Here is a 25,725-nt window from a genome sequence, read left to right on the forward strand (position 1 = left end):
AGGGGTTTATAATGGTGGATTAATCTTCCCCGCACCCGCTTTCCCCACAGGTGTCGCCACATGCTTCGTATAGCGCAAGAAGCTCTTACGTTCGATGATGTCTTACTCGTCCCCGGCTATTCCGACGTTCTGCCCAAGGATGTCAGCCTCAGATCCCGCCTGACGCGCGACCTTTACCTCAACATCCCGCTGCTTTCCTCCGCGATGGATACCGTGACCGAAGCCCGCTTGGCGATTGCCATGGCGCAGGAAGGTGGCATCGGGATTATTCACAAGAGCATGACCATCGCCGCGCAGGCGACGGAAGTGCGCAAGGTGAAGAAGCACGAGAGCGTGATCGTCAAGGACCCGGTGACCGTCAGTTCCAAGGCGAAGCTGGCCGATCTGCTCGAGATGGCCGACGAGTACGGTTATTCCGGATTCCCGGTAGTCGAGGGCGACACCCTGATGGGCATCGTCACCGGGCGCGACATGCGCTTCCGTCCGGACAAGGGCGATAGCGTCGCGGAAATCATGACTCCGCGCGAGAAGCTGGTCACTGTGCCCGTCGGCACCTCGCTGGATATCATCAAGTCCAAGCTGCAGGAACACCGCATCGAGAAGATCCTCGTGGTCGACGATCAGTTCCGCCTGCGTGGCTTGGTCACCGTTCGCGATATCGAGAAGGCGCGCACCTATCCGCACGCCGCCAAGGACAGCGATGGCCGTTTGCTGGTCGGTGCTGCCGTGGGCACCGGGCCGGAAACGCCGGATCGCATCGCCGCGCTGGCCGAGGCGGGCGTCGATGTGGTGGTGGTCGATACCGCGCATGGTCATTCCCAGGGCGTCATCGAGCGCGTGCGTTGGGTCAAGGAACATTATCCGCAGGTGCAGGTGATCGGCGGCAACATTGCCACCGCCGCTGCCGCCAAGGCACTCGCCGAAGCCGGCGTCGATGGCGTCAAGGTCGGCATCGGCCCCGGTTCCATCTGCACCACGCGCATCGTCGCCGGTGTCGGAGTGCCGCAGATCTCTGCTGTCTCCGATGTGGCTGACGCGCTCAAGCCGTTCGACATCCCGCTGGTCGCCGATGGCGGCATTCGCTTCTCCGGCGACCTTTCCAAGGCTATCGCCGCCGGGGCCAGCACGGTGATGATCGGTGGCCTGCTGGCCGGTACCGAGGAAGCGCCGGGCGAGATCGAGCTCTATCAGGGGCGTACCTATAAGGCCTATCGCGGCATGGGCTCCATGAGCGCCATGTCCCAGACTCAGGGCTCGTCCGATCGTTACTTCCAGGATAAGAACGCCGGCGTCGAGAAGCTGGTGCCGGAAGGCGTCGAAGGCCGCGTGCCCTACAAGGGCGCGATGAGCGCCATCGTCCATCAACTGATGGGCGGCTTGCGCGCCTCCATGGGCTACACCGGCTGCCACGACATCGACGAGATGCGCACCAAGCCGGAATTCGTGAAGATCACCGGCGCGGGCTTTGCCGAATCGCACGTGCACGATGTGCAGATTACGAAAGAGGCCCCCAACTACCGGGCGGGCTGATATCTAGTAAGAAGATAGAAGAGATAAGAGGGAAGAAAAGAGGCGGGTTATACCGCCTCTTACTTCTTCAGTCTTCCCTCTCGTTTTTCGAGGCAATGATCCAGGCCTCGACGTTTGAGTCCATAACGGCGGTGCCCATTTCATGCAAGATATTCACGCCCATAAGATCCTGATCCTCGACTTCGGCTCCCAGTACACCCAGCTCATCGCGCGCCGCGTGCGCGAGATCGGCGTCTACTCCGAAGTGCGTGCCTTCGATATCAGCGAAGAAGAGATCCGCGAGTACGCGCCCAACGGCATCATCCTCGCCGGGGGGCCGGAATCCGTCACCGAACTCGCCTCTCCGCGCGCACCGCAATGCGTGTTCGAGATGGGCCTGCCGGTACTGGGGATCTGCTACGGCATGCAAACCATGGCCGAGCAATTGGGCGGCAAGGTCGAAGGTTCGCATACGCATGAGTTCGGCTATGCGCAGGTGCGTATCGACGCCGACAACGCGCTGCTCTCGGGCATCAAGGATCATGTCGACGTCGAGACCGGCCGCGCGCTGCTCGATGTGTGGATGAGCCACGGCGACAAGGTCGGCCAGGTGCCGGATGCCTTCACTGTGACCGCCTCCACGCCGAGCTGCCCCATCGCCGCCATGGCGTGGGAAGAGAAGCATTTCTACGGCGTGCAGTTCCACCCCGAAGTGACCCACACCCTGCAAGGCCAGCGCATTCTCGAGCAATTCGTGCTGGATATCTGCCAGGCCGAGCGGCTGTGGACCCCGGCGCAGATCATCGAAGACCTCTGCGAGCGCGTACGCGAGCAAGTCGCCGACCGCCACGTGCTGCTGGGCCTTTCCGGCGGCGTGGACTCCTCCGTGGTCGCCGCGCTGCTGCACAAGGCCATCGGCGATCAACTGACCTGCGTGTTCGTCGACAATGGCCTGCTGCGCAAGAAAGAAGGCGACCAGGTGATGGAAACCTTCGGCCAGCACATGGGCGTGCGCGTGATTCGCGTCGACGCCGAAGACGAATTCCTCACCAAGCTGGAAGGCGAGGCCGACCCCGAAGCCAAGCGCAAGGTCATTGGCAACACCTTCATTGACGTGTTTGACCGTGAAGCCGCCAAGATCGACGGCGTCGACTTTCTCGCCCAGGGCACCATCTACCCGGACGTGATCGAATCCGCCGCCAGCAAGACGGGCAAGGCCCATGTCATCAAGTCGCACCACAACGTCGGCGGCCTGCCCGAGACCATGAAGCTCAAGCTGGTCGAACCGCTGCGCGAGCTGTTCAAGGACGAAGTGCGCAAGCTCGGCCTGGAACTCGGCCTGCCCTACGACATGGTCTATCGCCACCCCTTCCCGGGACCGGGCCTCGGCGTGCGCATCCTCGGCGAAGTCAAAAAAGAGTACGCCGACATCCTGCGTGAAGCCGACGCCATCTTCATTGAAGAACTGCACAATGCCGACTGGTACCACAAGACCAGCCAAGCCTTCGCCGTGTTCCTGCCAGTCAAATCCGTCGGCGTCGTCGGCGACGGCCGCCGCTACGAATGGGTTATCGCCCTGCGCGCCGTCGAAACCATCGACTTCATGACCGCAAGATGGGCCCACCTGCCGTATGAGCTGCTGGAGAAAGTCTCCAATCGCATCATCAACGAGATCAGCGGTGTATCGCGCGTGACGTATGACGTCAGCAGCAAGCCGCCCGCGACGATAGAGTGGGAGTGAATAAGCGTTAGGCGCTAGCTGGCACTACCCGGCAATAAATTGCCAATAAGCCCATGTTTTTATGGGCTTTGTCGCCTTATTTTTGGGTGATCTTTCAGCATGGTATCGGAATCGAAGAAGGATAAGACTCTTGCTGACCGATACCAAGCTGCGCAACCTCAAGCCGAGGGATAAACTCTACAAGGTGAATGACCGGGACGGCCTCTACGTGGCTGTCACCCTGCCGGTTCCATCTCATTCCGTTACAACTACTCAATCCATGGCAGGTAAGAGACAATAACCTTTGGCCGCTACGGCGTTGGGGGCATCACTCTGGCAGAAGCCCGTGAGCGGCTAGGTGAGGCCAAACGGATGGTCGCAGATGGGAAGTCGCCAGCGAAGGAGAAGGCTCGCGACAAGACGCGTGTGAAAGGGGCTGAAACCTTTGGTGCCTGGGCGGAAAAGTGGCTACGTGGCTACCAGATGGCCGACTCTACCCGTGATATGCGCCGCTCGGTTTATACGAGAGAGCTGGAAACGAAATTCGGCAATCAGAAGCTGACCGAAATCACTCACGAGGACTTGCGAGCACTAACCGACGCCATCGTAGAGCGCGGTGCGCCTGCTACGGCGGTTCATGCGCGTGAGATTGTACTCCAGGTATACCGCTGGGCCACTGAGCGAGGCCAGAAGGTTGAGAACCCGGCAGACCTAGTGCGGCCAGCAAGCATTGCCAGGTTTGAGCCGAGAGATCGAACCCTGACGCCCGAAGAAATCAGGATCATGTACCAGTACATGGGGCGTATTGGTACATCACCATCGATCCGGGCTGCGGTAAAGCTACTGTTGTTGACGATGGTGCGTAAAAGCGAGCTGACGAATGCCACCTGGAGTGAGATCAACTTCAGCGAAGCGCTCTGGACGATCCCCAAAGAACGGATGAAGCGGCGAAACCCTCACCTGGTGTTTCTATCCAGGCAGGCTATGGACATCCTCATCGCTTTGAAGACGTTCTCCGGTGGGTCGGATTATGTTTTGCCGTCGCGTTACGATTCTGACGTACCCATGAGCAGTGCCACACTCAATCGAGTCATGACAATGACGTACAAGCTTGCTCAGAAAGAAGAGCAACCGCTTGCCAAGTTTGGCCCCCACGATCTGAGGCGCACAGCGAGTACCTTGCTCCATGAAGCCGGTTACAACACCGACTGGATAGAGAAATGCCTCGCGCATGAGCAAAAAGGCGTGAGAGCGATATATAACAAAGCCGAGTATCGCAAGCAGCGTACAGCCATGTTACAGGACTGGGCTGACATGATTGATGTGTGGACAGATTTAAAATGTTACATACTGTAAGCCCCCATGTTGTAACGTTATTTCTTAAAATAACCAGTTTCATGTATTTTTCTAGAAAAGATGCTTGCCTTTAGAAATGTCGAGTCAGCAAAGGTGCTTCTGACTCGACATTTAAAATTAAAATTGAATTTATGGAGCAACAAATATTTTTAGTTCCACATCATTGCTGTGCGCTGTCGATATCCAGCTATTAATTAATTGGTAAGCTTGTAATGTCTCGCTGGCCGCATTTTTACCAAGCCATAGCTGACTCTTAAAGTGCCTTACAGAAAAGCTATTTGCGGCAACAATCCATATTTCCTTACGAACTGCTGTTGAGCGACGTCTCTGGAAAACTACTTCCCAGGCTTCGTTCAGCTTTTGCTGCCTATCTTGAGAATTACTGGCGGTGTAGGGTTGTCCATTAATCAACCTGATCCTCTCATGCATCAATTGCTCTGCCCCCGCTGTGGGCCAAGCTGAAAGTAGTAAGTTCCAGTTTCCTGGTTTTAGCAATTCGTTACCACTTACCAACATTTCCATGTTCTTGATTGCTTGAGATCCTACCTCAGCAAGTGCGCCAGCTGAAGAGTTTGGCCTTGAAAAACTGTTGCCACATTTTATATGCACATATACAAGTTTGCTCTTAGAGGACAAAATAAAATCGGCAGGCTCAGTACCCATATCAGTGTTTAGAACTAGATCGGCATTAGGAATATATGGGGAAAACGGTCCTAAGTCTTCCCTTGTTGGATTACCCATTCCATTGGCTTTAATCTTATCTAATAGGTGGAAGATTGATTCTGTGCTAAAGTTCTGATTTACAACCTGGTATACTCCATCCCTATAACCCTTTTCATCTAGGTTTTTTCCTAGTAACTCAGGAAACCCAATGACCACGTTTGCTAGATTCGATTCATCAAAATTGAAAGAGTGTTCGACGGGAAGTTTTGTTTGATAGAATTTATCTTGGGAATACCCAATTCCATTTTCCAACAAAGCTTTGTGGAGGTGTTCAGCTAGAAATTCTACAATATTTTCTTTTTTAAAGTCATGTTCATTTAGAGAGTAAAAAATTGGCTGATCAGTGTTCATGTCCAGGCATGGTTCTTCATTGTGAAGCTCGATTACTACTCGGCTCTCTTCAATTCCAGATAGTAGCAGGAATCCGTTTTCATAATTTCTATGTAAGAAATCATTGTCTATGGTATGACTTGAACCATTAATTGAGATTGTTATTGGTGATTCGAACTCGCTGAAATCAAAAATCACGCTTTCGATATTTATATTCGTGTCTACGTTAACTGGCTTTGCATAAGAGTCGATTAGTGGATTGTTAACTAATAAGTCGCCAGCAAGGACGGTATCCATTGTTTCTAACCAGTCGTTTAATTCATGCAGGCTGAATGAGTTTTCTTTTTGGTCTGATATGCGCCCTGAGTCAACCCCTACGTAATAGCTACCGGATTTTGTTTGCATTCCGTCATAAGTATCTAATCTTGCTGTAGAAAGTCTGTATGAGGAGTTCGCTTGTTGATCTGCCATTTGATCCAAGTTCTGTCCCTTAATTGCAATACTATCAGGGCGTCTCCTTGCTGAACTAACAGACTTGCTGCTGGCCTCTTTAGTAGTTGAAGATTCACCAAGGGATAGAATCTTAAATAAATTCTCTTGTGGTACGGCAGAGCCAAGTTTTAATTCTTTGTCTCTGCTAAGGCGTCGTCCTCTGCTATCGTAAATTGCGACAATGTTGTTAGATAGTTCTTTGAAAATAGTTATTTCTAAGGAAGGTTCGAAAAAGAAATGCTCCTTCAAGAATTTAGAACGGTTGAAAGCTATGGAGACAATAATATAAATACCAAATTGTGTATTAAATTGCTTAGCAAGCTCTCCGTTATTATTGCATCGCCAATACAATATGTCTGATAGAAGCTCTACACTAAACCCCTCAGTTGTGTTTAAAAAGCAAACAGATGCTGTTGGTATATTTAGTGAGGTCTCTGGATCAAATTCGTTAAGTTCAAATTTTCTCAAAAAGCGATTGCCATAATAACTTGAATCAGGAAAAGCCTCCAGATAAAGCTCTATTAACCTGTTTGCATCTAAAGAGAGAATGAATTTTTTAACAGCACTTTCGCTATTAAGGGATGCATCAAATAGGCGATAGTTCTGCCACATTTGATGATTTGAATTGCTGTTTATCTCTATTACTTTGGGTTCGACTTCAGAAAATATTCGAACGACACGGCCAATTGTTTGTACGAGCTCTCTACCACTATTAACATTGTAAGTTAGGATCAATAGCTTTGCTTGGGGTATGTCAACACCCTCATCAAGCTTTCGTTGATGAATGATGACTTCATATTGAGAGTTTTTTAAGTTGGCAGGTACGGCTGACTTAACATTACTGCGAGGGTCTTGCTTAAGTTGGTCGTGTATAGCCAGTATATTGAAGTCGCTGTTTAATTGGTTGTAATAACTTTCAATGTCACTTATGTTTTTGCATTTTATTATGCATTTTGTATTAGGGTTTTTAGTTAAGAATGAGCGAATAGAATTGCTTAAGCTTTGAGGCTTAATAGATTCAAATTCAGGCTCTTTAAGCACATTGTCTAAAAGTGCTTTTTTAAAGGTGTAGATGTAGCTGAAGTCCGCTGAAACATCAAATTGAAATAGATCGTTGCGATACGGTGTTGCTGTGATGACAATTTTATGAGCATTCATTCCCCTTACAAGAGTACGCCAAACGGGAGAGGGTTCAGAGTGACCTTCATCAATAATAATAAGGTCAATTTCTTTCTTCAGTTTTTCTAGCTCTATAGAGTTCAAATTTTGTAGCTTTTGAAATGTTGATACATAAATGCCATTTTTTGATAAGTCGTTGATATCATCAAAAGCATGCTTTAATGTAATGCTTGAACCTTCCGCGCGTTCGCTAAAAAACTTACCATTTATCTCTGAATGCAATTGATCACAAACAGCCCTTCGATGACAAAGTACAAGAACCTTTTTTTGAGAGGATTTATGGCTGATGACACTAATCACACCAGACTTTCCAGCACCTGTAGGTAAGCTGACCAAACAAGACTTATCAGTTTCAGTAAGCGGTTTTTTTAAGTAGCTTAAAGCTTTTTTTATACTCTCTTGCTGACAAGTTCTTAAGTCATACCATAAGTTTCTATTTATTGAAAATCCTTTGATATTCACAATTTATCCCCTGTAGAAGTATAATATTAAGATTGAGCCAAGTTTTTATATTGTCTGCATCGTTAAAGCAAGATGTTGGTGAGTTTATAAGTTAGTGAGAATTTTAGCGGCTAAAATTAGCGGTCTCAAGTTCCAAGCGCAATGCTATTGAATAGTGCTCGGTCAACCGAGGAATTCCCTGAGCTCATCGGCATAGATTTCCAGCGGCGTTCGCCAGTCCAGTGTCTTGTGCGGTAGCGTATTCAGAGAGTCGGCGATATCGTCGAGCTCTTACTGGCTGTAGACGAAGAGAACAGTGCTCTTTGGCAGATACTGCCGCACCAGCTCATGGTGTTCTCGCTGGAGCCCCGCTGCCATGGGCTATGTGGGTCTGCGAAGTAAATCGCTGTACCGCTTTTCATCACTCCAGATTGTCCGGTTTTTGTCAGTGCTCTTTCATCGGAACAGCTTCAGGTTTCGGTTCTTTTGAGGATTCGTTCTCCTTCGACGTTGGTGTCGTCACCAGTCTGGCGCGTCGCTTGTCCTTCAGTCGGTAGCTCTCGCCTTTGATGTTCAGGGTGGTCGAATGATGCAGCAGCCGATCTAGGAACGCGGTGGCGATGACCTGGTCGCCAAAGATCTCTCCCTAGTCCATGAACGACTTGTTCGAGGTGAGAGTGGTGCTGGCCCGCTCGTACCGCCGATTGATCAAGAGGAAGAACAGACTGGCTTCTTCGCGCGTCATTGGCAGGTAGTCCATCTCGTCCAATACCAAGACATTCGGGTACGTCAGTTGCCGGAGTTGTCGCTCAAGGCGGTTTTCCTGTCGGGCACTCATCAGCGTGCTGACCAGCCGGTCCAAGGTCATGAACAGCACCCGGTGGCCAGCTTCTGCCGCTTTCACCGCCAATGCCACGGCGAGGTGCGTTTTCCCGACGCCTTGCGCGCTGCCGAGTCATCGACTTAATGACCGCAAGATGGGCGCATCTCTCGTATGAGCTGCTGGAGAAAGTCTCCACCCGTATCATCAATGAGATGGAAGGTATCTCCCGCGTGACCTACGACGTGAGCAGCAAGCCACCCGCGACAGTTGAGTAGAAGTGAGGCTCTCATGGGGCACCATTGAATACGAAGTAGACTGGGGGCGTTTCATCAACTTATAGAGCCTTGTAAGCTCTTTTGGAAACAAAGAATCCAATGGGGGGCCAATGGGAACAGAGGAGACACCGGTAGACGAGACGGAATTGGCTATGCAGCTCCGTACACGCGGCTTGGTTCGTGCTATTGCGGATCGAGAGTTCCGGCGTCTAGACGATAACCGCTCTGCGTTGGTCGAGGCGCTCGCGGCCATATTGAACGCTATCGATGCGCCACCAATTGATCTCCATGTTGAAGATGCGCTGGCAGAGCTGGAGGGACGGTGCTTATTCCTCGTCCAGCATGTTCTATGCGATCTGATACCTCTTCTGAATGTAGATCAGGAGGTCCTTCTTGCCTTCATCACGCGCTTGCTGGATACAGGCGGCAACGATCTGGATGCTGGCGCCCTGAGTACCGCTTTTGGGGAATGGACGAAGAAAGACGCAACCAGATCTTCCAAAGTTTACGAATCAGCACGTACCGGCGATAACCGTGCTCTGCGTCAACTTTCCACGGTTCTCCTAATGAACGCTGAGGTCGAGGAAGGCCTAATTTTCGCGCAAGCTCACGATCGGGAAGCGAAGCTCGCAGCCATCTCGGCTTTGGGTGCCATGGAATTGGGTGAACGTTACCGTGAGGTACTCGACACACTAACCCAAGAAGCGTCCAGCGACGATGAGGATACCGCCATTCGGTCCCTCGAAGCGGGCTACCGCGCTGCTGCAAAGCGAAAAGTATTCGCACCAGCCAGTTTCGACAAACAACTCGAACGAACCCTCCAGACGCAGAGCCCATCTGCGATTCACTTGGCGGCAGATCTCCTGTGGCGTTATCGAGAAGGCCTCACAGAGAACACCATAGACCTGTGTCTCTATACCGTTGCAGATGTTAATCCTGACGATATTGTAACTATCTCGCGCATTGATCATGCCTCATACCAACTTGTGAGAGATGGGCGCGCTGAACAGGTGATCCGCCTACTTGGTGAATTGATCGATCGTTCAAAGGGGCAGATTACGCTAGGCGCATTCCAGAGCGCGTACCACGCGCTGACGCAGGCGGGAGCTGAGGTGCTTGGTAGTGCGGTTGTGTACTGGCTGCTCAATGGGGGAGTACACACTCGTAAATGCGTGGCGAATGAAGTTTGCAGTGTTGGGAACGATGGCCCACCGTTCTTAATCCCTACGTCGTCTCTGCCACCAATCCCATCAGACCAGCTGTTTCTCTGTCGCAAGGCTGTCGGATGGTTCTTTATCGATCCGCTGGCAGCGGTCGCCATACCTTTAGCGGTACTTCGCGATGGGTCTCAGGATATCGCCAGTGATGTCCTCAATCTGATCTACGATCCCTTGCTCCTGAGCTATGGTGGCAATTTGAAGAGCTACCTTGAACGCTACGTTGAAGACGGCGGAGCGAACGGCTCAGGTATTACTGAACTGCTCGCACGAAAGGCTGCATTTCAGGATGCGATGGAGGGTATTGAACGTTTGGTTGAATTGCACCCCAGCGAAATGCAGCGTGAGGTAGAGCGTGCTCAGTGGAACGAGAGGATGGAACGAGGCATGGAGCAGGAAAGTCGGAGATCTATCTTTGAGGATATCTTCTCCAAGCAGTACATCCTTTATGGCCGCTCTTCGCTGACGCCGATTCATACTGGTGAGGGTGCCACGCATCTCACCGAGATTGAGATGAAATCGTTCTCGGTCTCGTCCGAGTTGCCCCTCCTTAATATTGTTGACCCGGTTGGCCTAGAACACATGCTTTTCCACTTCAAGCTTGAGCCGAGAGAACAACAATGAAACTTGTCGTGACGCACTATCTGCGCTCGTTGCGTGAGCGCGACGAACTTGACGCTATCTTGCCCGATCTTCTGGCCGAGAGTGGGTTCGAAGTTCTAACCCGTCCACGTCGTGGCACACGGCAATCTGGTGTCGACGTCGCTGCAATCGGCCCCAACCCTGATCGCAATGGCACTCGAAGCCTGTTTCTGTTCACAATCAAGTCCGGCGATTTGACACGAGAGCATTGGGATACTGGTCAGCAGGCCGTGCGGCCGTCGCTGAACGAAGTTCTGGATGACTACATCCCGAACCGCATCCCTCCCCACCTTACAAATCTGCCCATCGTCATTTGTGTCTGCATGGGTGGTGAGATGCGCGAGGATGTTCGTGCCCAGTGGAGCGGCTTCTGCCGGACGAACGAGAAGGCCAACGTTTACTTCGCCGAGTGGAACGGAGATCGCCTCGCGGATCTCATCCTAAGCGGCATGCTCCGGGCAGAGTTAATTGAGAGCGAGAACCGGGGAGTGTTTCAGAAGGCGCTAGCGATGCTCGATCAGCCCGACGTCGCTTATCGGCATTTCCGTGACTTGCTCGATGCCATCTTCACTGAGCCGAAGAACCAGACAGAGCGGACACGCCAGCTACGTAAAGCCTACTTGTGCCTTTGGATACTCTTCGTATGGGCTCGCGACGCTGGTAACCTCGAGGCAGCGTATCGAGCATCTGAACTAGTGCTGCTACGTAGCTGGCCGTACTGCGATAGTGCCCGTTTGCGCAAGGGGCTGACGCAACAGGAGCGGCTGGCTCATTTCGATCAGGTCTTACAACTTCATATCATCATCGCCAACCTTCTTCTCGTCGAGAAAATTGGGCCGTTCGCCGATAAGCGCTACGCGCTTTCAATGGCCGTAAATTCACGCAACGCGGTCGACATCAATATCGCGCTGTTCGAGACGCTGGGGAGGTTGTCTCTCCATGGACTATGGCTGGAGGCCATTAGTGCCTCGCAGGACGAGGCGATTGCGCAGGCAATGAGTGAAGGGGCGGATAAGGTGCTTAACATAGCGATCGGGATGCTGAACGCGAACCCGGCGCTTGCCGTCCCCGTTCGCGACGATTTCACGATCGAACTGGCTTTGTTTATGCGTCTTGCAGACGTGCGCGGCCGACTTTCCAACGTCGCCGACTACATCCGTGGCATGTCCGATCACCTGTGCAACGGACTCATGAGTAGGCAGCACTATCCGACGCCGAAGACAGATTATCGAGACGTCCTAGCTCATCCTAGAGACCGTAGCGACGCATACTTCGAAGAGCATACGCGCGCGGGGATTCTTTACACCTTCGTACTCGCTTGGCTTGCGATGATCGGAGATCAGGAACGCGCAGAGCGCTTGCGTAGCACGTTGTTAGAACACGCTCCGCACATGACGCACCAAATCTGGGTTCCTGATGGCCAAACAGATGAGGTCTTCTGGGATGGTGACCGAGAACATGGCTTATCGGTACCAGGTCTGCCGCTTAACGAATCGCTTGAAGCCGTCTTTGATCTCATTAATCGTGTAATGAAGGAGCATCCGCTGCATGAACGAGTAGGTGCTGTGAGAATGGGGCTGATCCCCATTCTTCTCACGGCCTGCCGACATTATCGAATGCCTGTGCCACCACACGTTTGGCGAGGTCAGGCTTGCTCTACACCCGACGCCGGGTAGGTTGTCGCCACGGAGCAAGATATTTCCAAGAAGTCCTCGGTTCGCCTTGATTCAGCATAGAAGGCTTAAGCGCGGCGCTGAATCGCATGCCATTGGCCGCACGGAAGGCATGACGTATGACTAGGTGTATGGGTCCTAGATATCGTGGTTGGTGATGGTTGTATGTCCGCCCATTCAAAAACGTGTCGCCAACTTTGACCTAGCCGGGGACATATAGGGGCGATAGTCTGATTCCTGCAACACACTCACAGGAGATTACCTATGGCTAGCCAAAAAACCCAAAAGCAACTGAATGATCGTGCCGATACACTGAACCGCAATAAAGGCACAACTGGTCAAAATATCAAGAATGCCAAATCCAACGGGAACCGCGGCAAGCAAATTAAAGAGAGTCGCACCTCTAACAAAAAATAATAGCAATGGGGGCAGGGAAGCCCCCTAGAACCCTAGGAAAGCGATGCCATGACTCAATACGCTCTACCTACCCTTGGTGATGTGGTGAAAATTTTATTCGATATCACCGGGGTACTGCCGCGAACCAAAGAAAATCAAAAGGGGCCAACTGGCTTTGCCGAAGAACAGAAGAAAACCATTCAGACCCGCCTTCAGCGATTGACGAAGGAGCAGGGCGAGCTACAGCCCAATGTTGAGAAGTTATTTACCCTGTTGGCGGAGTGCCTGGAACCTTATATCCGCTGTCCGGTACGGGAACGTCAGCTGACAGGCCTGATCAATGATTTGTATGGCCTATACGTGTCTCTGGTTACAACCCAAGGTACCCTCATGAGCAAGCGTGACTCTATCAGGTTCTTGCTGGTGACTTACCTGGCTGACGAAGGCACGCGTTCCTTGACGAAGGAGTGGTTGAAATATCTGGGATTCGTCGTTCAACCCATCCGGCCGTCGGATCCCTTCTGGTTCCTGCCTACCACAGAAGCAGGGCGCCAAGTATCGCCACTTAGCAAGGTGCTTTACTGGGCCTATGACTCCTGCGGTCAAACCCTAGTGAACTTCCATAGACAGCCCAGCTCCGAAGGCCAAGACCCCAAACCCAACGAGTGGCAAAACGAGAAAACGGCCAGGAACTGGCATCAAGGTCGGCACATCCCTTATTTGGGAAACTTGCTGCAGAACCTGAAAGAATCGTTCGAAGTGCAGGAGGCTGTCGACAACCCTATCGACAAGCCGTTGCAAGATGCCATTATTACCCATGCTGCCCTTGCTAGAATGGTAACCATGGCTACTTCTATTATTAGCCAAGCGTATGGCCAGGACTTCCTGGACGAACTCTGCGAGCAGATCCGTTTATATGCCAGCTGGATGAACGAGGAGCTTGAAGGCTTCTATCGGGAGTATGAGGAGCAGCTAGGCCAGATCGGCCCAGACCCAGATCATGATGCCCAAGTGCTATTGGGGCTGAAGATGGCACCTCATTTTTGGAAATTCTTTGAGACCAAACGCCAAAGCTCCACGGAAATTTTACGACATCATATAAGCCCTGCAGGCGAACCTGATCCCTTAATTGTGAATTGGAACGAGAGTAGGTATGGCTCTTATGTGTCACAAGTGCCTGTGGATACCGTGTCTCGCTGGCGCCAGCCTCCCTCCGTAGGTATTGTGCCGCTAATCGAACGTGGCCTGTCGATGCGCAAGGATCCCGAGCTCAGACCGGCGACCATTGATGCGCTTGAGGAGGACCTGAACCGGGCGGAGGTGGCTGAGCGACTCACCTGGCTTCTGCACTGGTTGCGGGGTGTTGTCTGTTATCGCGCCGAAGACTATGCGTCTGCTGCGACTCACTATCAGCAAGCGTTCGACGCGGCCAAGTACACAGCCGGTGAGTACCAGTACCTGCTCGTCAACCAGTATATCGAGGTGATGGCAAAGACTCGCCAATGGCGGCCATTCAAGAAAGGCGTTCTGTGGGCCTGCTATCTCGGTGTATCGGTTCGCTGGCTTCGTGAAGACAAGCCCACCGCAGACAACCTGAAAGGGGTCTACGAGCTTATGGGAATGAAGCAGATTAATTACCCTGTGCTATGAAAAGGAGGTCTAAGTACATGGCGGGGTAGGTGGGAATGAATATCCTCTCGACTATAGCTAAAGAAGAGGAAAACATGCCAGTTTGCGGGAGGCGTAACCTCGCCGAAGGCGGTGATCAGTGTACATCTTTGGCTATCTAATCGTTACTGCTCTCATCCTATTTCTTCCTATGCCTGGACCAGTTCAGGCTGTATGAAATATTCATATTTGTCATCGGAATCGGTAACCAAAGGATCGCCCCGTGCTTCGTATACACCTCCAGGCCTTACACTGAAGGCCCCATGATCCACTAGCGGTATACCGAAGAATTCAAGATTGAAGCCGTCACGCAGGTGACTAAGCGAGGCCATCCTGTCATGGAGGTGGCTGTCCGGTTGGTCGTTTCCGGGTATAGTCCCTATCAGTGTCAACGCCAATGAAGGTTGTCCCCACCCCCACCTCCAATGTATGGAAGAGAGGGCAGTACACCGACAAAAAAGCACCCGTGAGATCGTTGAATGTTGAAGTGGATGCTCTTCATCAAGCTGGCGTAGCAGGCTTATGGAATAGCTGAGCTTGCTGGGTCGGTGGAGATGAGACAATGGACATTTCCCTTTGTAAAATGTTGTTGTAGCAAAAGTCTATTTTGGTAAAGCATTTCTAATGCAATAATCCATGGTATGTGCTAAATTAAAAAGGCCTATTATGCATAGACCTTTTTGATGCACTGGATTAAGAAATGAGATCTTGTGTTGAAACTATAGTTGCGAATCGGTCCTTGAGGGCAGCCATTGCAGCGTCGTGCAAAAGCTCAGAAGAAATAATCGAACCATTATGACTTGGTAGTTCTCTCGTTGCGCAGGCGTCATGGCAAACAAAATTTTTGAACCCTAGGTCAAGGGAAGCTCTAACACTGGCACTCACACACATGTGACTCATAAAACCAGCGAAAACTACCTGCTGTGTACTTGCTAGAAGCAACAACTCCTTGAGGGGGGTGTTATGAAAAGAGTTCGGATGTGCTTTTTCGATGACCTTCTCATCCGAAAAGGGGGCGAGAGGGCTCAGGATCGAAACTTTGTCGGTAAGCGGATCGAAGATCTTACCTTTAGGTTCTCCATGTTGAACAACATGGAAAACAAGTGCTCCTTCTTGCCGTGCCTTGTCAAGCAAAAGCTTAGCATTTTGAAGGGCCTCTTCGCCGGCAGTCTTCAGGGGCAATGCACCATCCAGATACTCATTCTGATAATCAATCAGGACGAGCGCACACTTCTTCCAGTCAGCGACTTCATTTGGGGCACCAGCCATGTCAAGCAAGGTCATTGGTATAGTCATTTTTCGCTACCCGTAGTTTAAAAGGCACGCTAAATATGAACAATTCTGACTTAGAGGTAAATTTAAAATTATGTGTAACGCACAAACAGTTTTGAAGAAGATAAAGCAAAGGCTAAATTGGGATGACCTACGTTTTTTCTATGCGCTTGCAGACAGTGAATCAATGACCTCAGCAGCTAAAAAGCTGAATGTTAGCTATATGACTGTGTCTAGAAGGCTAGAAAAATTGGAAGAGACACTTCATAAAGAGTTGTTTGTAAGGAAATCTGAAGGCTTTGTTCTCACAAAGCATGGCCGAAAGCTATATGAGAAAGTGCAGGCTATGCACGATACAGCTGAACAGCTTGTGGAGGATCTGAGTGCGGAAGATGTGATACAAAAGAAAATAAGAATTTCAACAATACAATCATTGGCTTATCAAATAGTCGCCCCGGGGTTGAGAAGTCTTCAGGAGAAATACAGTAGCCTGATCTACGATATTCAAGTGACTGATCGCAATATCAGCATTCCAAAGCGAGAGGCCGATATAGCAATACGCCTGAGTAATACACAATCAGATGAAGAAAATACTTTTAAGTTAAAGCTGGGGAGGTTGAATTATTATCTTTGTGGGACAGAAGTCGTCATTCGCGCAATGAAGGAGGGGAAGGCTGTTTCTGCGATAACATTTAATGAAGAAATGTGGCAGCTGCAGGAAGTAAAGCATTTGTTGAAAACTGTTGGGCTGGAAAGAGTTAGTTTCCAGTCAAACTCATCTGTTGTTCAGCGGTCAGCTGCGATCGCGGGATACGGAGTGGTATTGTTGCCGGACTTTATGATCGAAAATACAGAGCTTTGTAAATCATCTGAAGAACCTGAGTTTTCTAAAGACATTTGGTTGGTCACTAAGAAACAAAGCTATGAACTCACTGCTGTAAGGTTGATAATTGAGGAGCTGGCGAGTGTTTTTGAGAAATACAGTCAATGGCATACACCACTCTCTCCATTGCTTCCATGCACAAGATCTGAGCTTAACTCATTCCGCGATTGAGCCCTCCGCTCTTACGCTTCTCATGGTTCTTTTGCTGCCTACGCCTTTGCACAGCCTGGCGTGTTAGTGCGATACGCATCAGGCGTTGAAAGGTTGGGCATTCCAGGTGGCTTGGGGCTGTGCATGTCGTGGCATGACGCAAACCATCACGCAGTGCGCTCAGCTCCTGGATGCGGCGATCCAGAAAATCTGCCTTGGCACCTAGCCGGTCACGATCAATGCTTGGTTGCCCTTCCGGGCCGAGCATTTCGCGTATTTCGGCAAGCGAAAACCCCGCGACCTGCCCCAGAGCAATTAGCGACATGCGCGATAGCACTTCAGACTCGAAGACCCGGCGTAGACCCTTGCGCCCGACTGATCGAATCAGTCCGATCTCCTCGTAATAGCGTATTTTCGAGGCGGCAATGCCGCTTTGCCGGGAGAGTTCGGAGATATCAAGCATGGCAGTTGACTTAAAGTTTACTTGAAGTTGTAGGCTACTCAGCCTCACCCAGCTTTTCAAGGGAGCTTGAGGAAAATGCCACTTTTCGACACTCATAGCCGAGTCACACATAGGCCTGAACCAGGGTTTGCGCTTTTGGCGCTGGTTCAGGCCACGCTGATTTTCACTATCACCTTGGTCGCGGTGCCACTGCCGTTGATCGGGGTTGAATTCGACTTAAGCACCGCGGACCTGGTCGTGCTTCAGATCGCCTATGGCCTGCCCTATAGCGGGCTTTTGCTGCTCGGGGGGAACCTGACTGACCGCTTCGGAGGGACAAACCTCATGCGAACAGGGCTTTGGGCCTTCGGCCTTGCATCGCTCGGGGCTGCACTGGCTCCAGGGTTTGACACGCTCGTTGCAATGCGAGGGCTACAAGGGGTTGCCGCGGCCCTGGTGGCACCTGCCGCCTTGGCACAGGTCGCGGCACTCTTTCCGCAGGCAGAGGATTTCGACCGGGCAATGGCCCGCTGGGGCGGTATTTCGGTACTGGGCGCCGCCATGGGAACAGTCCTCTCGGGAATCGTGACCACCTGGGTTTCATGGCGATGGATGTTCCTGGTTCCCGGTGCGGTCTCGGCATTGGCTCTGCTGACAGAGAGTTGGCTTTTACCCAAGGTGCTAAGCAAGGACCGGGGGCAATCGCTGGATCTATTCGGCGCCGGACTTGCGCTGGTGGGTTTTTCAGCGGGGGGATACGGGTTGGCCATGGGCAGTGAAACAGGCTGGGACGCACCTTCGGTACTGGCCGCACTCGTACTGGGAGTAGCCTCTCTGACGGGCTTCGCCTGGCATGAGCGCCGTGCGGATGCACCGTTGCTTCCCGCGGATTTTCTGCGCGACAAAGGCCGCCTCGCCGGAGCTTTTGGCATCTTTTTGGCGGCGGCCAGCATGGGGCTGGTGACGTTTATTCTGGCGATCTACCTGCAAAGTGGCCCTGGGTGGAGCCCGCTGGCCACAGCCGGAGCGATGGTGCCCTATCTCGCAGTGCTTATTCTGGGCGGGGGACCTTCGGGCCAGATGGTTATTGGTATGGGCACACGAAATGCCATGATCCTCGGACTGGTTCTGTCTGCCATCGGCCTCTGGCTATTGGCGGGCTTTGGTCCGAATTATGTTGTCGAGATTCTGCCGGGACTGGTGCTGTTGCCCGCAGGCACTTCGCTGGTCTTTGCGGCCTCGGCGGTCTTAATGACCCAAGGTGTTTCCCCTGTTCGAATGGGGCTTGCAGGAGGTGTGATGAATACGGCGATGGAACTTGGTCCAACCGCCGGGTTAGCGGGTTTCATGGCGCTAGCCTCGTTGCGTACGGAGATCGAAGCAGGTTGGTCACTTGTATTTATGTCGGCCGGCGGAGTTGCGTTTCTTCTGGCGGTGTCGGCGTGCTTTGTGCTGAAAAGATTACAGGTAACAGGAGCATGGAAATGACCAGCCTTCTGATTGATGCCCTGCTGCTCGGGGCTGGAGCAACCGCATTCATGGATATCGTAGCGCTGGTGCAAAACCGTCTGTTCGGTATCCCTTCTCTAAATTACGCGATGGTGGGGCGCTGGCTTGGTCATCTGCTGGGTGGCACCTTCATTCATCGACCCATAGGCAAAAGCCGGCCGATTCGAGGAGAGGCAGCCTTGGGATGGATCGCCCATTATTTGATCGGGGTAGCGTTTGCCGCGATGTTCCTAGTGCTTGTAGGGGCGGGCTGGTTGAGCCGCCCTGCGCTCGTGCCGGCGCTGGTTTTCGGTGTGATGACTGTGCTGGTCCCATTTCTTGTCCTGCAACCTGGTATGGGCGCGGGGATTGCCGCTCGCAAGTTACCTGAACCGAGCGCAGCTAGGCTTCGCAGTCTTTTTGCGCATTTCAGCTTTGGTCTTGGCCTATGGATCACTGGCCTAGGAGGCATGCTTGTGCTCTAGGAGCAGGATTTATAAAAGGAACATCGCTACGAGAGCGGCCAAAGTGTTTGTTACGTTAAGCGCGAAGCTGCTTGGCACAGTTATGAGTACAACAAGAATCATCTGGAGAGAGCGATCCAAAGCCCGGCCTGCAAGGCGTCCGCCAAACCGATCCGAAGCAAACGCTGCGCGAGCTCTACGCTCGGATCGTCTTCAATATCCTGTGCGGCAACATGGACGATTATGCCCGCAACCATGCTGCGTTCTGGGACGGCAGGATGCTCTCGTTGCCCCCGATCTGCCCACAGGGTGAACTGGCAACGAGGCGACCCAGGCGATGCTGATAAAGGGCGAAAACCGTATTAGTGCGCTGTACAGCCGCCTCGCGGCTGCCCCGGACTTCCTGCTCAATGACGAACAGGCCAGGCCATTATCGAGAACCAACTGGTCACGATCGCTAGTGAATGGGGAGGGGGCTGCGCGCAAGCCAAACTAGCTGAGACCGACCGCAGGCTTTTCGCCGGTCAACAGTTTCTGAACAGCTACTTGCGTCGCAAGATACGAGATAGCTTTGCGACCTCACGCGCACAGTTACTCAGCTAACAGGGTGGCGGGGTTCAATCCCGCCGGTTCGCGTAGTGCGACCAGCGTCATCTCGGCGACATGATCATCTCTGGCAGCACCGAACGCTGCCTAGTCGGCGGCGCTCAGTGCCACGGGGGCGAGTTCACGAATCGGAGCAGGCCACACCGCGCACATGGGCCTGCGTCTTCCACAGCCATGTCTGCACGCCCATGCCCGAGAGCGCCACGAGCCCGGCGATGATGGAGAGCGTGTCGACCGGTATCTGCAGCGCCAGGGCCAGGCCGCCGAGTGAGGCACCCAGGGCGCTGCCGAGATAGAGCGCGGATTCATTCAAGGCCACCGCGAGGTTGCCGTCGCCCTGCGGCTCGCGGGCTTTCATCAACTCGTTGTTCTGGGGTACCTGCAGTGCCCACCCCACGGCACCCCAGAGCGCGATGGGGATCAGTGCCAGCCAGGGGCCGACGCTCAGCAGCAGCGGCAGGGCGATCAGTGCGATACCGAGTAGCAGCATGATAGCGAAGGTGAGCCTGGGGCCTGAGAAGCGGTCGACCAGCGTGCCGATCAAGAAGCTGCCGAGCACCCCGCCTACGCCCCACACCCATAGATAGGGCGTCACCGGGCGCTCGCCGTGGGCGCCGATCAGCGGCGCGATGAAGGTGTACATGCCCAGGCTGGCGATGGCGGCCAGCAACGAGATGCTCAGCAGACCGACGACCCGGCGGTCGACCAGGATGGAGAGCTTGCGGCGCATCGGCACTACCTGGGCGGCAGGCATGGGTGGTAGGCGGAAGATCAGCCCAACCAGTGCCACCAACCCGATCAATGTAATCAACCACAGGGCGGCCTGCCAGCCCCAGCGCTCTGCCAGTAGCAGGCCAAGCGGCACGCCGAGCACGGTGCCGCTCGCCATACCACCCATGATGATCGAGATCGTCTTGCCGCGTGCCTCCGCCGGTGCCACGCCAACGGCCGCCGCAATACCGATGGCGAGATAGGTGCCCGCCGCTATGCCGGCCAGCACGCGCCAGGCCATCAGGGCGGCGAGGCTGGTCGTGAGCGCGCTGGCTGCGTTGGCGATCACGAACAACCCCAGCATTAGAAACAGCCCGCCGCGCTGGCGATTCGCGGGCAGCAGGGCGACACACAATGGCGAACCCAGCCCGTAAGCCAGCGTGAAGGCGGTGACCAACTGGGCAGCCACGGAAACGGAAACCGTGAAGTCAGCCTGGATCATCGGGATCAGCCCGGCAGTGACGTAAGAGGCCATGCCCAGCGCGAAGGCGCCGATGGCCACCAGGTAGGTGGTGCTATGTGTTCCGCGTGTCATCTGTACTTTCCTCGATATGTCGAATGGCGGTGCAGGGAAGTACGCGGAGTGTGCGGTTGGCTTTAGAGGGTTACAATTTAACCCTTTATGCTATTACTCGAGGCAACAGAATGGCTCAGGAGCGAACGCTAGATCGCACGCGCCAGGAACTCGCCGAATTTCTACGGACCCGCCGCGAGCGGATCTCGCCCGAGTCGGTAGGCCTCCCGGCGGGGACGCGTCGGCGCACACCGGGGTTGCGGCGCGAGGAAGTCGCGGCGCTCTCGGGAGTGGGGGTGACTTGGTACACCTGGTTGGAGCAGGGGCGCGAGATCGGCGTGTCGTCGTCGTTTCTCGATAACTTGGCGCGCGCACTACAACTGGACGCAGCGGAGCGGCACCATTTATTCCTGCTGACTCACCAGCGCCCGCCGGTCGAGCCGGGCAAGACCTGGTGCCAGGTGCCGCCTCTGGTGAAGCGCCTCATGGACGACCTGTCGACACGCCCCAGCTACGTGCTGAACCTGCGTTGGGACGTGCTGGCGTGGAACGACGCGGCGGCGCGTGTATTTGGCTTCGACCGTCAGCCAACCGAGTATCGCAACCTGCTCTGGATGCTGTTCACCGATCCCGAGCTGCGCCGGGTGATCGCCGACTGGCCGACCCAGGCGCCGCGCATTCTCTCCAGCTTCCGGCGCGACTACGCGCGGGCGGACGACGACCCCGCCATCGGCAATCTGGTGAAGGAACTCTCCGCGCACTCCCCCGACTTTTGCCAGTGGTGGCGCCGCCACGAGGTGGATGCCCCTTGCCAGGGTGTGCGTGTGCTCGATCTCGATGGGCTGGGAATGATCGGCTTCGAGCACACCAGCCTGATCGTCGACGAAGGCCGGCATCTGCGCCTGGTCGTCTATGCCGTGCAGGAGGCCGACCCCCAGGCCGAAGCCTTCGCCCGCTGGGTGGCTGGCGAAAGCGCGGAATAGCCGAGTAGCCGTTGCGATGGTTTGGCCCCTTTCTGCGCGATGAGCGGCCGAGCGGGCTGATGAGCGTTGTCCCGATTTGTAACTTCCCAAATCTGTAGGTTAAGTCCTATTGCAAAACGATACCGAGGAAGGCTAAGTAGGGTTAACCCCCAAAGCTAGCGGCCGATAGGAAGTACAAGGAGAACAATGCGTAGCGAGTCGCAGGGACAGGATGATATCCCCGGACGGTAGTGTGGCTGGGTAAGGTAAAAGTCCGCTTTCGGTCTAAAACGGATATTGAATAAGTGAAAAGCTTGATCTTGTCCTCCATATACGAATAAGAGAAATGTATGCAGATGGACTTTGTTGAACCGCTTGAGAAGGTCATAACTCTCCCGGAAAAGCTCGCACCAACTATTAAGGTAGGCGGCAATTATGTTAGACGGGTGTTGAGTAACTTGCTTACTTTGACTGTTGAGTTGACAGAAAGTGAGAACCGAGGGCTTTACAAGTTAAACACCAGGCTGGAGCCCCCTTTAAATGAGGTGTACCTAAAAGCATGGAATGCGCGTGCAGAAATACCGGATGATGTTTATTGCCTGAAATTCAAATGCTCTACCTCTCTGGAGGAGCTAAATCAGGACACAGAGTTGGTCTGGTTGCAGTACCCCGGCCTAGACACTCTTCTTTCGCGGAATGAGGTCGCGGCTAGCTGGCTTGGTGAGTTCACGTTCAAGGAGGATAAGCCTGAGCTTGGCCAGGCCGGACTTCGCCTCCCTCAAATCGGTGCCTTGCACGCGATATCGGCACACCTATCAACTGATAAAGAGCTGGAGCCTGCTACGGTAGTATTACCGACTGGTACTGGTAAAACGGAGACCATGCTGGCAACTATGGTCTATCGCAGGGCTTCTTGTGTTCTGGTGGTAGTGCCGTCAAGGTCTCTGAGGGAGCAGGTCGCGAATAAGTTCTTGTCGCTAGGTTGCCTTCCAGACTTGGGTGTTGTCTTACCGGGTTGCAGTTTCCCTTATGTAGCAAAAGTCACAACGGGCATACAATCCGTTGAAGAAGCAGAACGGTTAGGGGCTGCCGCGAATGTGATCGTGACTACGCCAAACGTTTTGCAGAAAGAAGAACATTCTGCAGCGGTTGATGTCCTTTGCCAGAAATGCAGTCACCTCTTCGTAGATGAAGCGCACCATGTCTCGGCCAAATCTTGGGCGGCTATTCGTGACAGGTTTATGGGTAGGCCGGTTATCCAATTTACAGCAACGCCTTTTAGAAATGACCATGAAGCCCTTGGCGGAAGGATTATCTTCAACTACACCATGGGAGAAGCTCAGCGCGCGAATTATTTTAAAACGGTAAACCTAAACCCCATCGAAGAATTTTATGAAGATAAGGCTGATCAAGCAATAGCAGAAGAGGCTATCGCTTTATTGAGAAGTGATATCGAAGCTGGATTTGATCATTTAATGATGGCTAGGGTCTCTAGCAAGCCCAGAGCCAATAATCTAATAGGGCTATATAGGGAGCTTGCTCCTGACCTGAGACCGATTGTTGTTCACTCTGACTTTTCTCAAGCTAGAAACAAGCAGTGTCTTGAGCTACTTTATGCAAGGCAGTCTCGGATTGTGATTTGTGTAGATATGCTGGGGGAGGGTTATGACTTACCCAATCTTAAAGTGGCGGCACTGCATGACCATCATAAAAGCTTGGCGATCACACTGCAGTTTATTGGCCGATTTACTCGGGCTGCACGTGATTTGCCAATTGACGATGCTTCTGCCGTTGTGAATATAGCTGATCCCGGAGTAGGAAAAGGCTTAGATCGGCTTTATTCACAAGGGGCTGATTGGGATATTGTTTTGAGGCGTCTGGCGGAAAATCAGATTGAGCGGGAAATCCAGCTTCAGGATGTAGTTGATGCACTTAAACGTGGAGAGGGAGATCTGAGTTCGCAGATATCGCTGTGGAATCTAAAGCCCAGTTATTCAACTGTATTGTTTGAAACACACTGCGATAGGTGGAATCCAGAGTCATATAGTGAGGATCTGCCATCGTTTGATGATCATTGGCATGCGATAGCAAAAGACGAGAATATCCTAGTTGTCTTAGCTGTTCAAAGCTCAACAGTAAAATGGGGTAACTACAAAGACCTCAATGATATTGAATATAAGCTTCTCATTGCTTACTGGGATCAAGAGCGTGGCGCTCTTTTCATTTTTTCAAGTGACTACAAAGGGTTCCGAGTAGATAAGCTGGCCAGAAATATCTGTGGAAAGAGCTGTGAGCTTGTGTCGGGTGATAAAGTATTTAATGTTTTTAATGGCATTGAGGTTCCATTAGTAAGAAATCTTGGTGCGTCTCAAGTAGGTGCCATTAGTTTTGCTCAATTCTTTGGCTCGAATGTCACTGAGGGGCTGGATCGGATTGAGAAATCCAATTCTAAATTGAGCAATGTGGCAGTAAAAGGTTACGAAGATGGTGAAGCCGTTCTTTGGGGGTGTTCCGAGAAGAAGGGGAAGGTGTGGTCTCCTCAAGCTTCAGGTTCATTGTCAGATTGGCGTGAATGGGTGACGCAGGCCTGGGACAAAATCGCCAAAGGTGGAATCGACGAAGAAAACATAACAAGGGATTTCTTGCGCCCTGAACGCATCTCTGAGCTCTATCCAGAGCACCCAGTGTCTGTTCAGTGGGGAGAGCAAATTCAGAATGTTTATGAAGAGAGGGTGAATATCCAATTCGGTGATGAGTTGGTCCCTTTCTACTTGGTAGACCTGTCACTTGATAGGCAAGAGGGCCGTGATGGGCTGTTTATTCGTATTTCCAGTAATGAGAAGACGTCTGTCTATCAGTTGAGTATTTTTTATGAGGCCCCTGGTTATAGTTACCAATTGATAGAAGGCCAGCCATTATGTGTGCATAAAGGCAATGCTGGCCCAATTGATTTCAATGACTATATGGAGCGTGACCCCGTAGTTATTCAGTATGTTGATGGCTGTTTTTCATATAACCGTTTCCTTGTTCGTGTCAAAGATGCCGTTGGCCTTTATCCTGCTGAAGACATCGTGGTCTGGAACTGGCAGGATGTTGATATTAGATCTGAATCCATGGGGTATGAGGGTAAAGCTGACTCGATACAGTACCGCTCATTAGAAATGATTAGAGATAATTACGACGTAATTATTAATGATGACGGTTCGGGTGAGGCTGCTGATCTGGTCGCTTTTAAAGTGATCGATGATGAGGTTGTTCTTTCTTTAATCCATTGTAAGTACTCATCTGGTGACACTACAGGCGCCAGAGTTAACGACCTCTACGAGGTCTGTGGCCAAGCACAACGCTCAATTCATTGGAAGCATTCAGGCATAGGTCACTTCTACAAACACGTAACTCGTAGGGAAAAATCTTGGGGTAAAAAAGGCCGTAGCAGGTTCCTGAAAGGTACAATTCGCGATCTGAACACCATTAAAAATATAGCGCGAACGTCAAAGTTGCGCTTGGAAGTAACGGTTGTTCAACCAGGCTTGAGCGTAGAAAAAATAAATGATGAATTATTGAAGTTGCTGGGGTGTACGGCATCGTATATTAAAAAAACAACTCAAGCAGAACTTGTTGTTATTGCGTCAATGTAAGAACCAATAAATGATATAGACAGATCATGTTTTTCTTGATGTCCGTTAATGGCCGTAAGCTCCACTTCAGGCTATGCTGATAGAGCTGGTG

General features: G+C 52.3%; 18 protein-coding genes and 4 pseudogenes. 16 read left to right on the plus strand and 6 right to left on the minus strand.

Going from position 1 to position 25,725, the window contains the following annotated elements; genetic code table 11:
• Positions 1-60 precede the first annotated feature (60 nt).
• From guaB to L1071_RS01235, 4 genes are all read left to right on the plus strand, one after another.
• Positions 61-1,530 (plus strand): IMP dehydrogenase, encoded by a 1,470-nt coding sequence (gene guaB, locus L1071_RS01225; protein ID WP_246967719.1) that lies wholly within the window; start codon positions 61-63, stop codon positions 1,528-1,530.
• 142 nt (positions 1,531-1,672) lie between these two features.
• Positions 1,673-3,250 (plus strand): glutamine-hydrolyzing GMP synthase, encoded by a 1,578-nt coding sequence (gene guaA / locus L1071_RS01230; protein ID WP_246967722.1) that lies wholly within the window; start codon positions 1,673-1,675, stop codon positions 3,248-3,250.
• Positions 3,251-3,380: 130 nt separating this feature from the next.
• Positions 3,381-3,530: a hypothetical protein gene (locus L1071_RS16285; RefSeq protein WP_425531227.1), complete on the plus strand. Its 150-nt coding sequence runs from the start codon at positions 3,381-3,383 to the stop codon at positions 3,528-3,530.
• Positions 3,531-3,601: 71 nt separating this feature from the next.
• On the plus strand, positions 3,602-4,585 hold the full coding sequence (locus L1071_RS01235) for a tyrosine-type recombinase/integrase (RefSeq protein WP_425531228.1): 984 nt from the start codon (positions 3,602-3,604) through the stop codon (positions 4,583-4,585).
• A gap of 129 nt (positions 4,586-4,714) precedes the next feature.
• Here L1071_RS01235 and L1071_RS01240 read toward each other — a convergent pair whose 3' ends face one another.
• From L1071_RS01240 to L1071_RS01250, 3 genes and pseudogenes are all read right to left on the minus strand, one after another.
• Complete coding sequence (locus L1071_RS01240; RefSeq protein ID WP_246967725.1) at positions 4,715-7,771, minus strand: DEAD/DEAH box helicase; 3,057 nt, start codon at positions 7,769-7,771, stop codon at positions 4,715-4,717.
• A 162-nt stretch (positions 7,772-7,933) separates the two neighbouring features.
• Positions 7,934-8,169: pseudogene (locus L1071_RS01245) on the minus strand (transposase); the annotation flags it as partial.
• A gap of 26 nt (positions 8,170-8,195) precedes the next feature.
• Positions 8,196-8,690, minus strand: a pseudogene (locus L1071_RS01250) (ATP-binding protein); the annotation flags it as partial.
• A 17-nt stretch (positions 8,691-8,707) separates the two neighbouring features.
• On the opposite strand from L1071_RS01250, the pseudogene L1071_RS01255 reads away from it, so the two are divergent.
• The 6 genes and pseudogenes from L1071_RS01255 to L1071_RS16195 all read left to right on the plus strand — a co-directional run.
• Positions 8,708-8,848 (plus strand): annotated as a pseudogene (locus tag L1071_RS01255) (GMP synthase (glutamine-hydrolyzing)); the annotation flags it as partial.
• Positions 8,849-9,000: 152 nt separating this feature from the next.
• Entirely contained in the window at positions 9,001-10,689 is a 1,689-nt protein-coding gene (locus L1071_RS01260; RefSeq protein ID WP_246967728.1) for a hypothetical protein, read from the plus strand.
• A complete protein-coding gene (locus tag L1071_RS01265) occupies positions 10,686-12,383 on the plus strand; it encodes a hypothetical protein (RefSeq protein WP_246967730.1) in 1,698 nt (565 codons plus the stop codon). The genes L1071_RS01260 and L1071_RS01265 overlap by 4 nt, the downstream gene beginning before the upstream one ends.
• A 261-nt stretch (positions 12,384-12,644) precedes the next feature.
• Complete coding sequence (locus L1071_RS01270; protein WP_246967733.1) at positions 12,645-12,797, plus strand: hypothetical protein; 153 nt, start codon at positions 12,645-12,647, stop codon at positions 12,795-12,797.
• 48 nt (positions 12,798-12,845) lie between these two features.
• Entirely contained in the window at positions 12,846-14,426 is a 1,581-nt protein-coding gene (locus tag L1071_RS01275; protein ID WP_246967736.1) for a hypothetical protein, read from the plus strand.
• 296 nt (positions 14,427-14,722) lie between these two features.
• Positions 14,723-14,827 (plus strand): annotated as a pseudogene (locus L1071_RS16195) (hypothetical protein); the annotation flags it as partial.
• Positions 14,828-15,137: 310 nt separating this feature from the next.
• On the opposite strand, the gene L1071_RS01280 reads toward L1071_RS16195, so the two are convergent.
• Complete coding sequence (locus tag L1071_RS01280) at positions 15,138-15,728, minus strand: cysteine hydrolase family protein (RefSeq protein WP_246967739.1); 591 nt, start codon at positions 15,726-15,728, stop codon at positions 15,138-15,140.
• A gap of 82 nt (positions 15,729-15,810) precedes the next feature.
• Between L1071_RS01280 and L1071_RS01285 the strand changes: the two genes are divergently transcribed.
• A complete protein-coding gene (locus L1071_RS01285; protein WP_246967742.1) occupies positions 15,811-16,770 on the plus strand; it encodes a LysR family transcriptional regulator in 960 nt (319 codons plus the stop codon).
• Here the strand turns inward: L1071_RS01285 and L1071_RS01290 are convergent.
• Positions 16,751-17,212: a helix-turn-helix domain-containing protein gene (locus L1071_RS01290; RefSeq protein ID WP_246967745.1), complete on the minus strand. Its 462-nt coding sequence runs from the start codon at positions 17,210-17,212 to the stop codon at positions 16,751-16,753. The genes L1071_RS01285 and L1071_RS01290 overlap by 20 nt on opposite strands.
• 135 nt (positions 17,213-17,347) lie before the next feature.
• On the opposite strand from L1071_RS01290, the gene L1071_RS01295 reads away from it, so the two are divergent.
• From L1071_RS01295 to L1071_RS16290, 3 genes are all read left to right on the plus strand, one after another.
• Positions 17,348-18,679: an MFS transporter gene (locus tag L1071_RS01295; protein WP_246967748.1), complete on the plus strand. Its 1,332-nt coding sequence runs from the start codon at positions 17,348-17,350 to the stop codon at positions 18,677-18,679.
• The gene (locus L1071_RS01300; RefSeq protein ID WP_246967750.1) at positions 18,676-19,164 is read left to right on the plus strand and encodes a DUF2938 domain-containing protein; all 489 of its coding nucleotides are present in this window, start codon (positions 18,676-18,678) and stop codon (positions 19,162-19,164) included. Before L1071_RS01295 ends, L1071_RS01300 begins: the two co-directional genes overlap by 4 nt.
• Positions 19,165-19,292: 128 nt before the next feature.
• A complete protein-coding gene (locus L1071_RS16290) occupies positions 19,293-19,487 on the plus strand; it encodes a HipA domain-containing protein (RefSeq protein WP_378110061.1) in 195 nt (64 codons plus the stop codon).
• A gap of 383 nt (positions 19,488-19,870) precedes the next feature.
• On the opposite strand, the gene L1071_RS01310 is transcribed toward L1071_RS16290, so the two are convergent.
• Positions 19,871-21,055 (minus strand): MFS transporter, encoded by a 1,185-nt coding sequence (locus L1071_RS01310; RefSeq protein WP_246967752.1) that lies wholly within the window; start codon positions 21,053-21,055, stop codon positions 19,871-19,873.
• Positions 21,056-21,165: 110 nt separating this feature from the next.
• On the opposite strand from L1071_RS01310, the gene L1071_RS01315 reads away from it, so the two are divergent.
• Positions 21,166-22,017 carry a helix-turn-helix transcriptional regulator gene (locus tag L1071_RS01315; RefSeq protein WP_246967754.1) on the plus strand — a complete coding sequence of 284 codons (852 nt, stop codon included), beginning with the start codon at positions 21,166-21,168 and terminating at the stop codon, positions 22,015-22,017.
• 329 nt (positions 22,018-22,346) lie between these two features.
• Positions 22,347-25,634 carry a DEAD/DEAH box helicase gene (locus L1071_RS01320; RefSeq protein ID WP_246967756.1) on the plus strand — a complete coding sequence of 1,096 codons (3,288 nt, stop codon included), beginning with the start codon at positions 22,347-22,349 and terminating at the stop codon, positions 25,632-25,634.
• Positions 25,635-25,725: the final 91 nt, after the last annotated feature.

The sequence above is a fragment of the Chromohalobacter sarecensis genome, from assembly GCF_023061135.1.
GTDB lineage: Bacteria > Pseudomonadota > Gammaproteobacteria > Pseudomonadales > Halomonadaceae > Chromohalobacter > Chromohalobacter sarecensis.

What these genes read in the sequence shown, in the direction of transcription:
- L1071_RS01270 (WP_246967733.1), top strand. Translation starts at nt 12,645, where the DNA reads ATGGCTAGCCAAAAAACCCAAAAGCAACTGAATGATCGTGCCGATACA.
- L1071_RS01290 (WP_246967745.1), bottom strand. Translation starts at nt 17,212, where the DNA reads ATGCTTGATATCTCCGAACTCTCCCGGCAAAGCGGCATTGCCGCCTCG.
- L1071_RS01285 (WP_246967742.1), top strand. Translation starts at nt 15,811, where the DNA reads ATGTGTAACGCACAAACAGTTTTGAAGAAGATAAAGCAAAGGCTAAAT.
- L1071_RS01275 (WP_246967736.1), top strand. Translation starts at nt 12,846, where the DNA reads ATGACTCAATACGCTCTACCTACCCTTGGTGATGTGGTGAAAATTTTA.
- L1071_RS01265 (WP_246967730.1), top strand. Translation starts at nt 10,686, where the DNA reads ATGAAACTTGTCGTGACGCACTATCTGCGCTCGTTGCGTGAGCGCGAC.
- L1071_RS01300 (WP_246967750.1), top strand. Translation starts at nt 18,676, where the DNA reads ATGACCAGCCTTCTGATTGATGCCCTGCTGCTCGGGGCTGGAGCAACC.
- L1071_RS01280 (WP_246967739.1), bottom strand. Translation starts at nt 15,728, where the DNA reads ATGACCTTGCTTGACATGGCTGGTGCCCCAAATGAAGTCGCTGACTGG.
- L1071_RS01260 (WP_246967728.1), top strand. Translation starts at nt 9,001, where the DNA reads ATGCAGCTCCGTACACGCGGCTTGGTTCGTGCTATTGCGGATCGAGAG.
- L1071_RS01235 (WP_425531228.1), top strand. Translation starts at nt 3,602, where the DNA reads ATGGTCGCAGATGGGAAGTCGCCAGCGAAGGAGAAGGCTCGCGACAAG.
- L1071_RS01315 (WP_246967754.1), top strand. Translation starts at nt 21,166, where the DNA reads ATGGCTCAGGAGCGAACGCTAGATCGCACGCGCCAGGAACTCGCCGAA.
- guaB (WP_246967719.1), top strand. Translation starts at nt 61, where the DNA reads ATGCTTCGTATAGCGCAAGAAGCTCTTACGTTCGATGATGTCTTACTC.
- guaA (WP_246967722.1), top strand. Translation starts at nt 1,673, where the DNA reads ATGCAAGATATTCACGCCCATAAGATCCTGATCCTCGACTTCGGCTCC.
- L1071_RS01310 (WP_246967752.1), bottom strand. Translation starts at nt 21,055, where the DNA reads ATGACACGCGGAACACATAGCACCACCTACCTGGTGGCCATCGGCGCC.
- L1071_RS01320 (WP_246967756.1), top strand. Translation starts at nt 22,347, where the DNA reads ATGCAGATGGACTTTGTTGAACCGCTTGAGAAGGTCATAACTCTCCCG.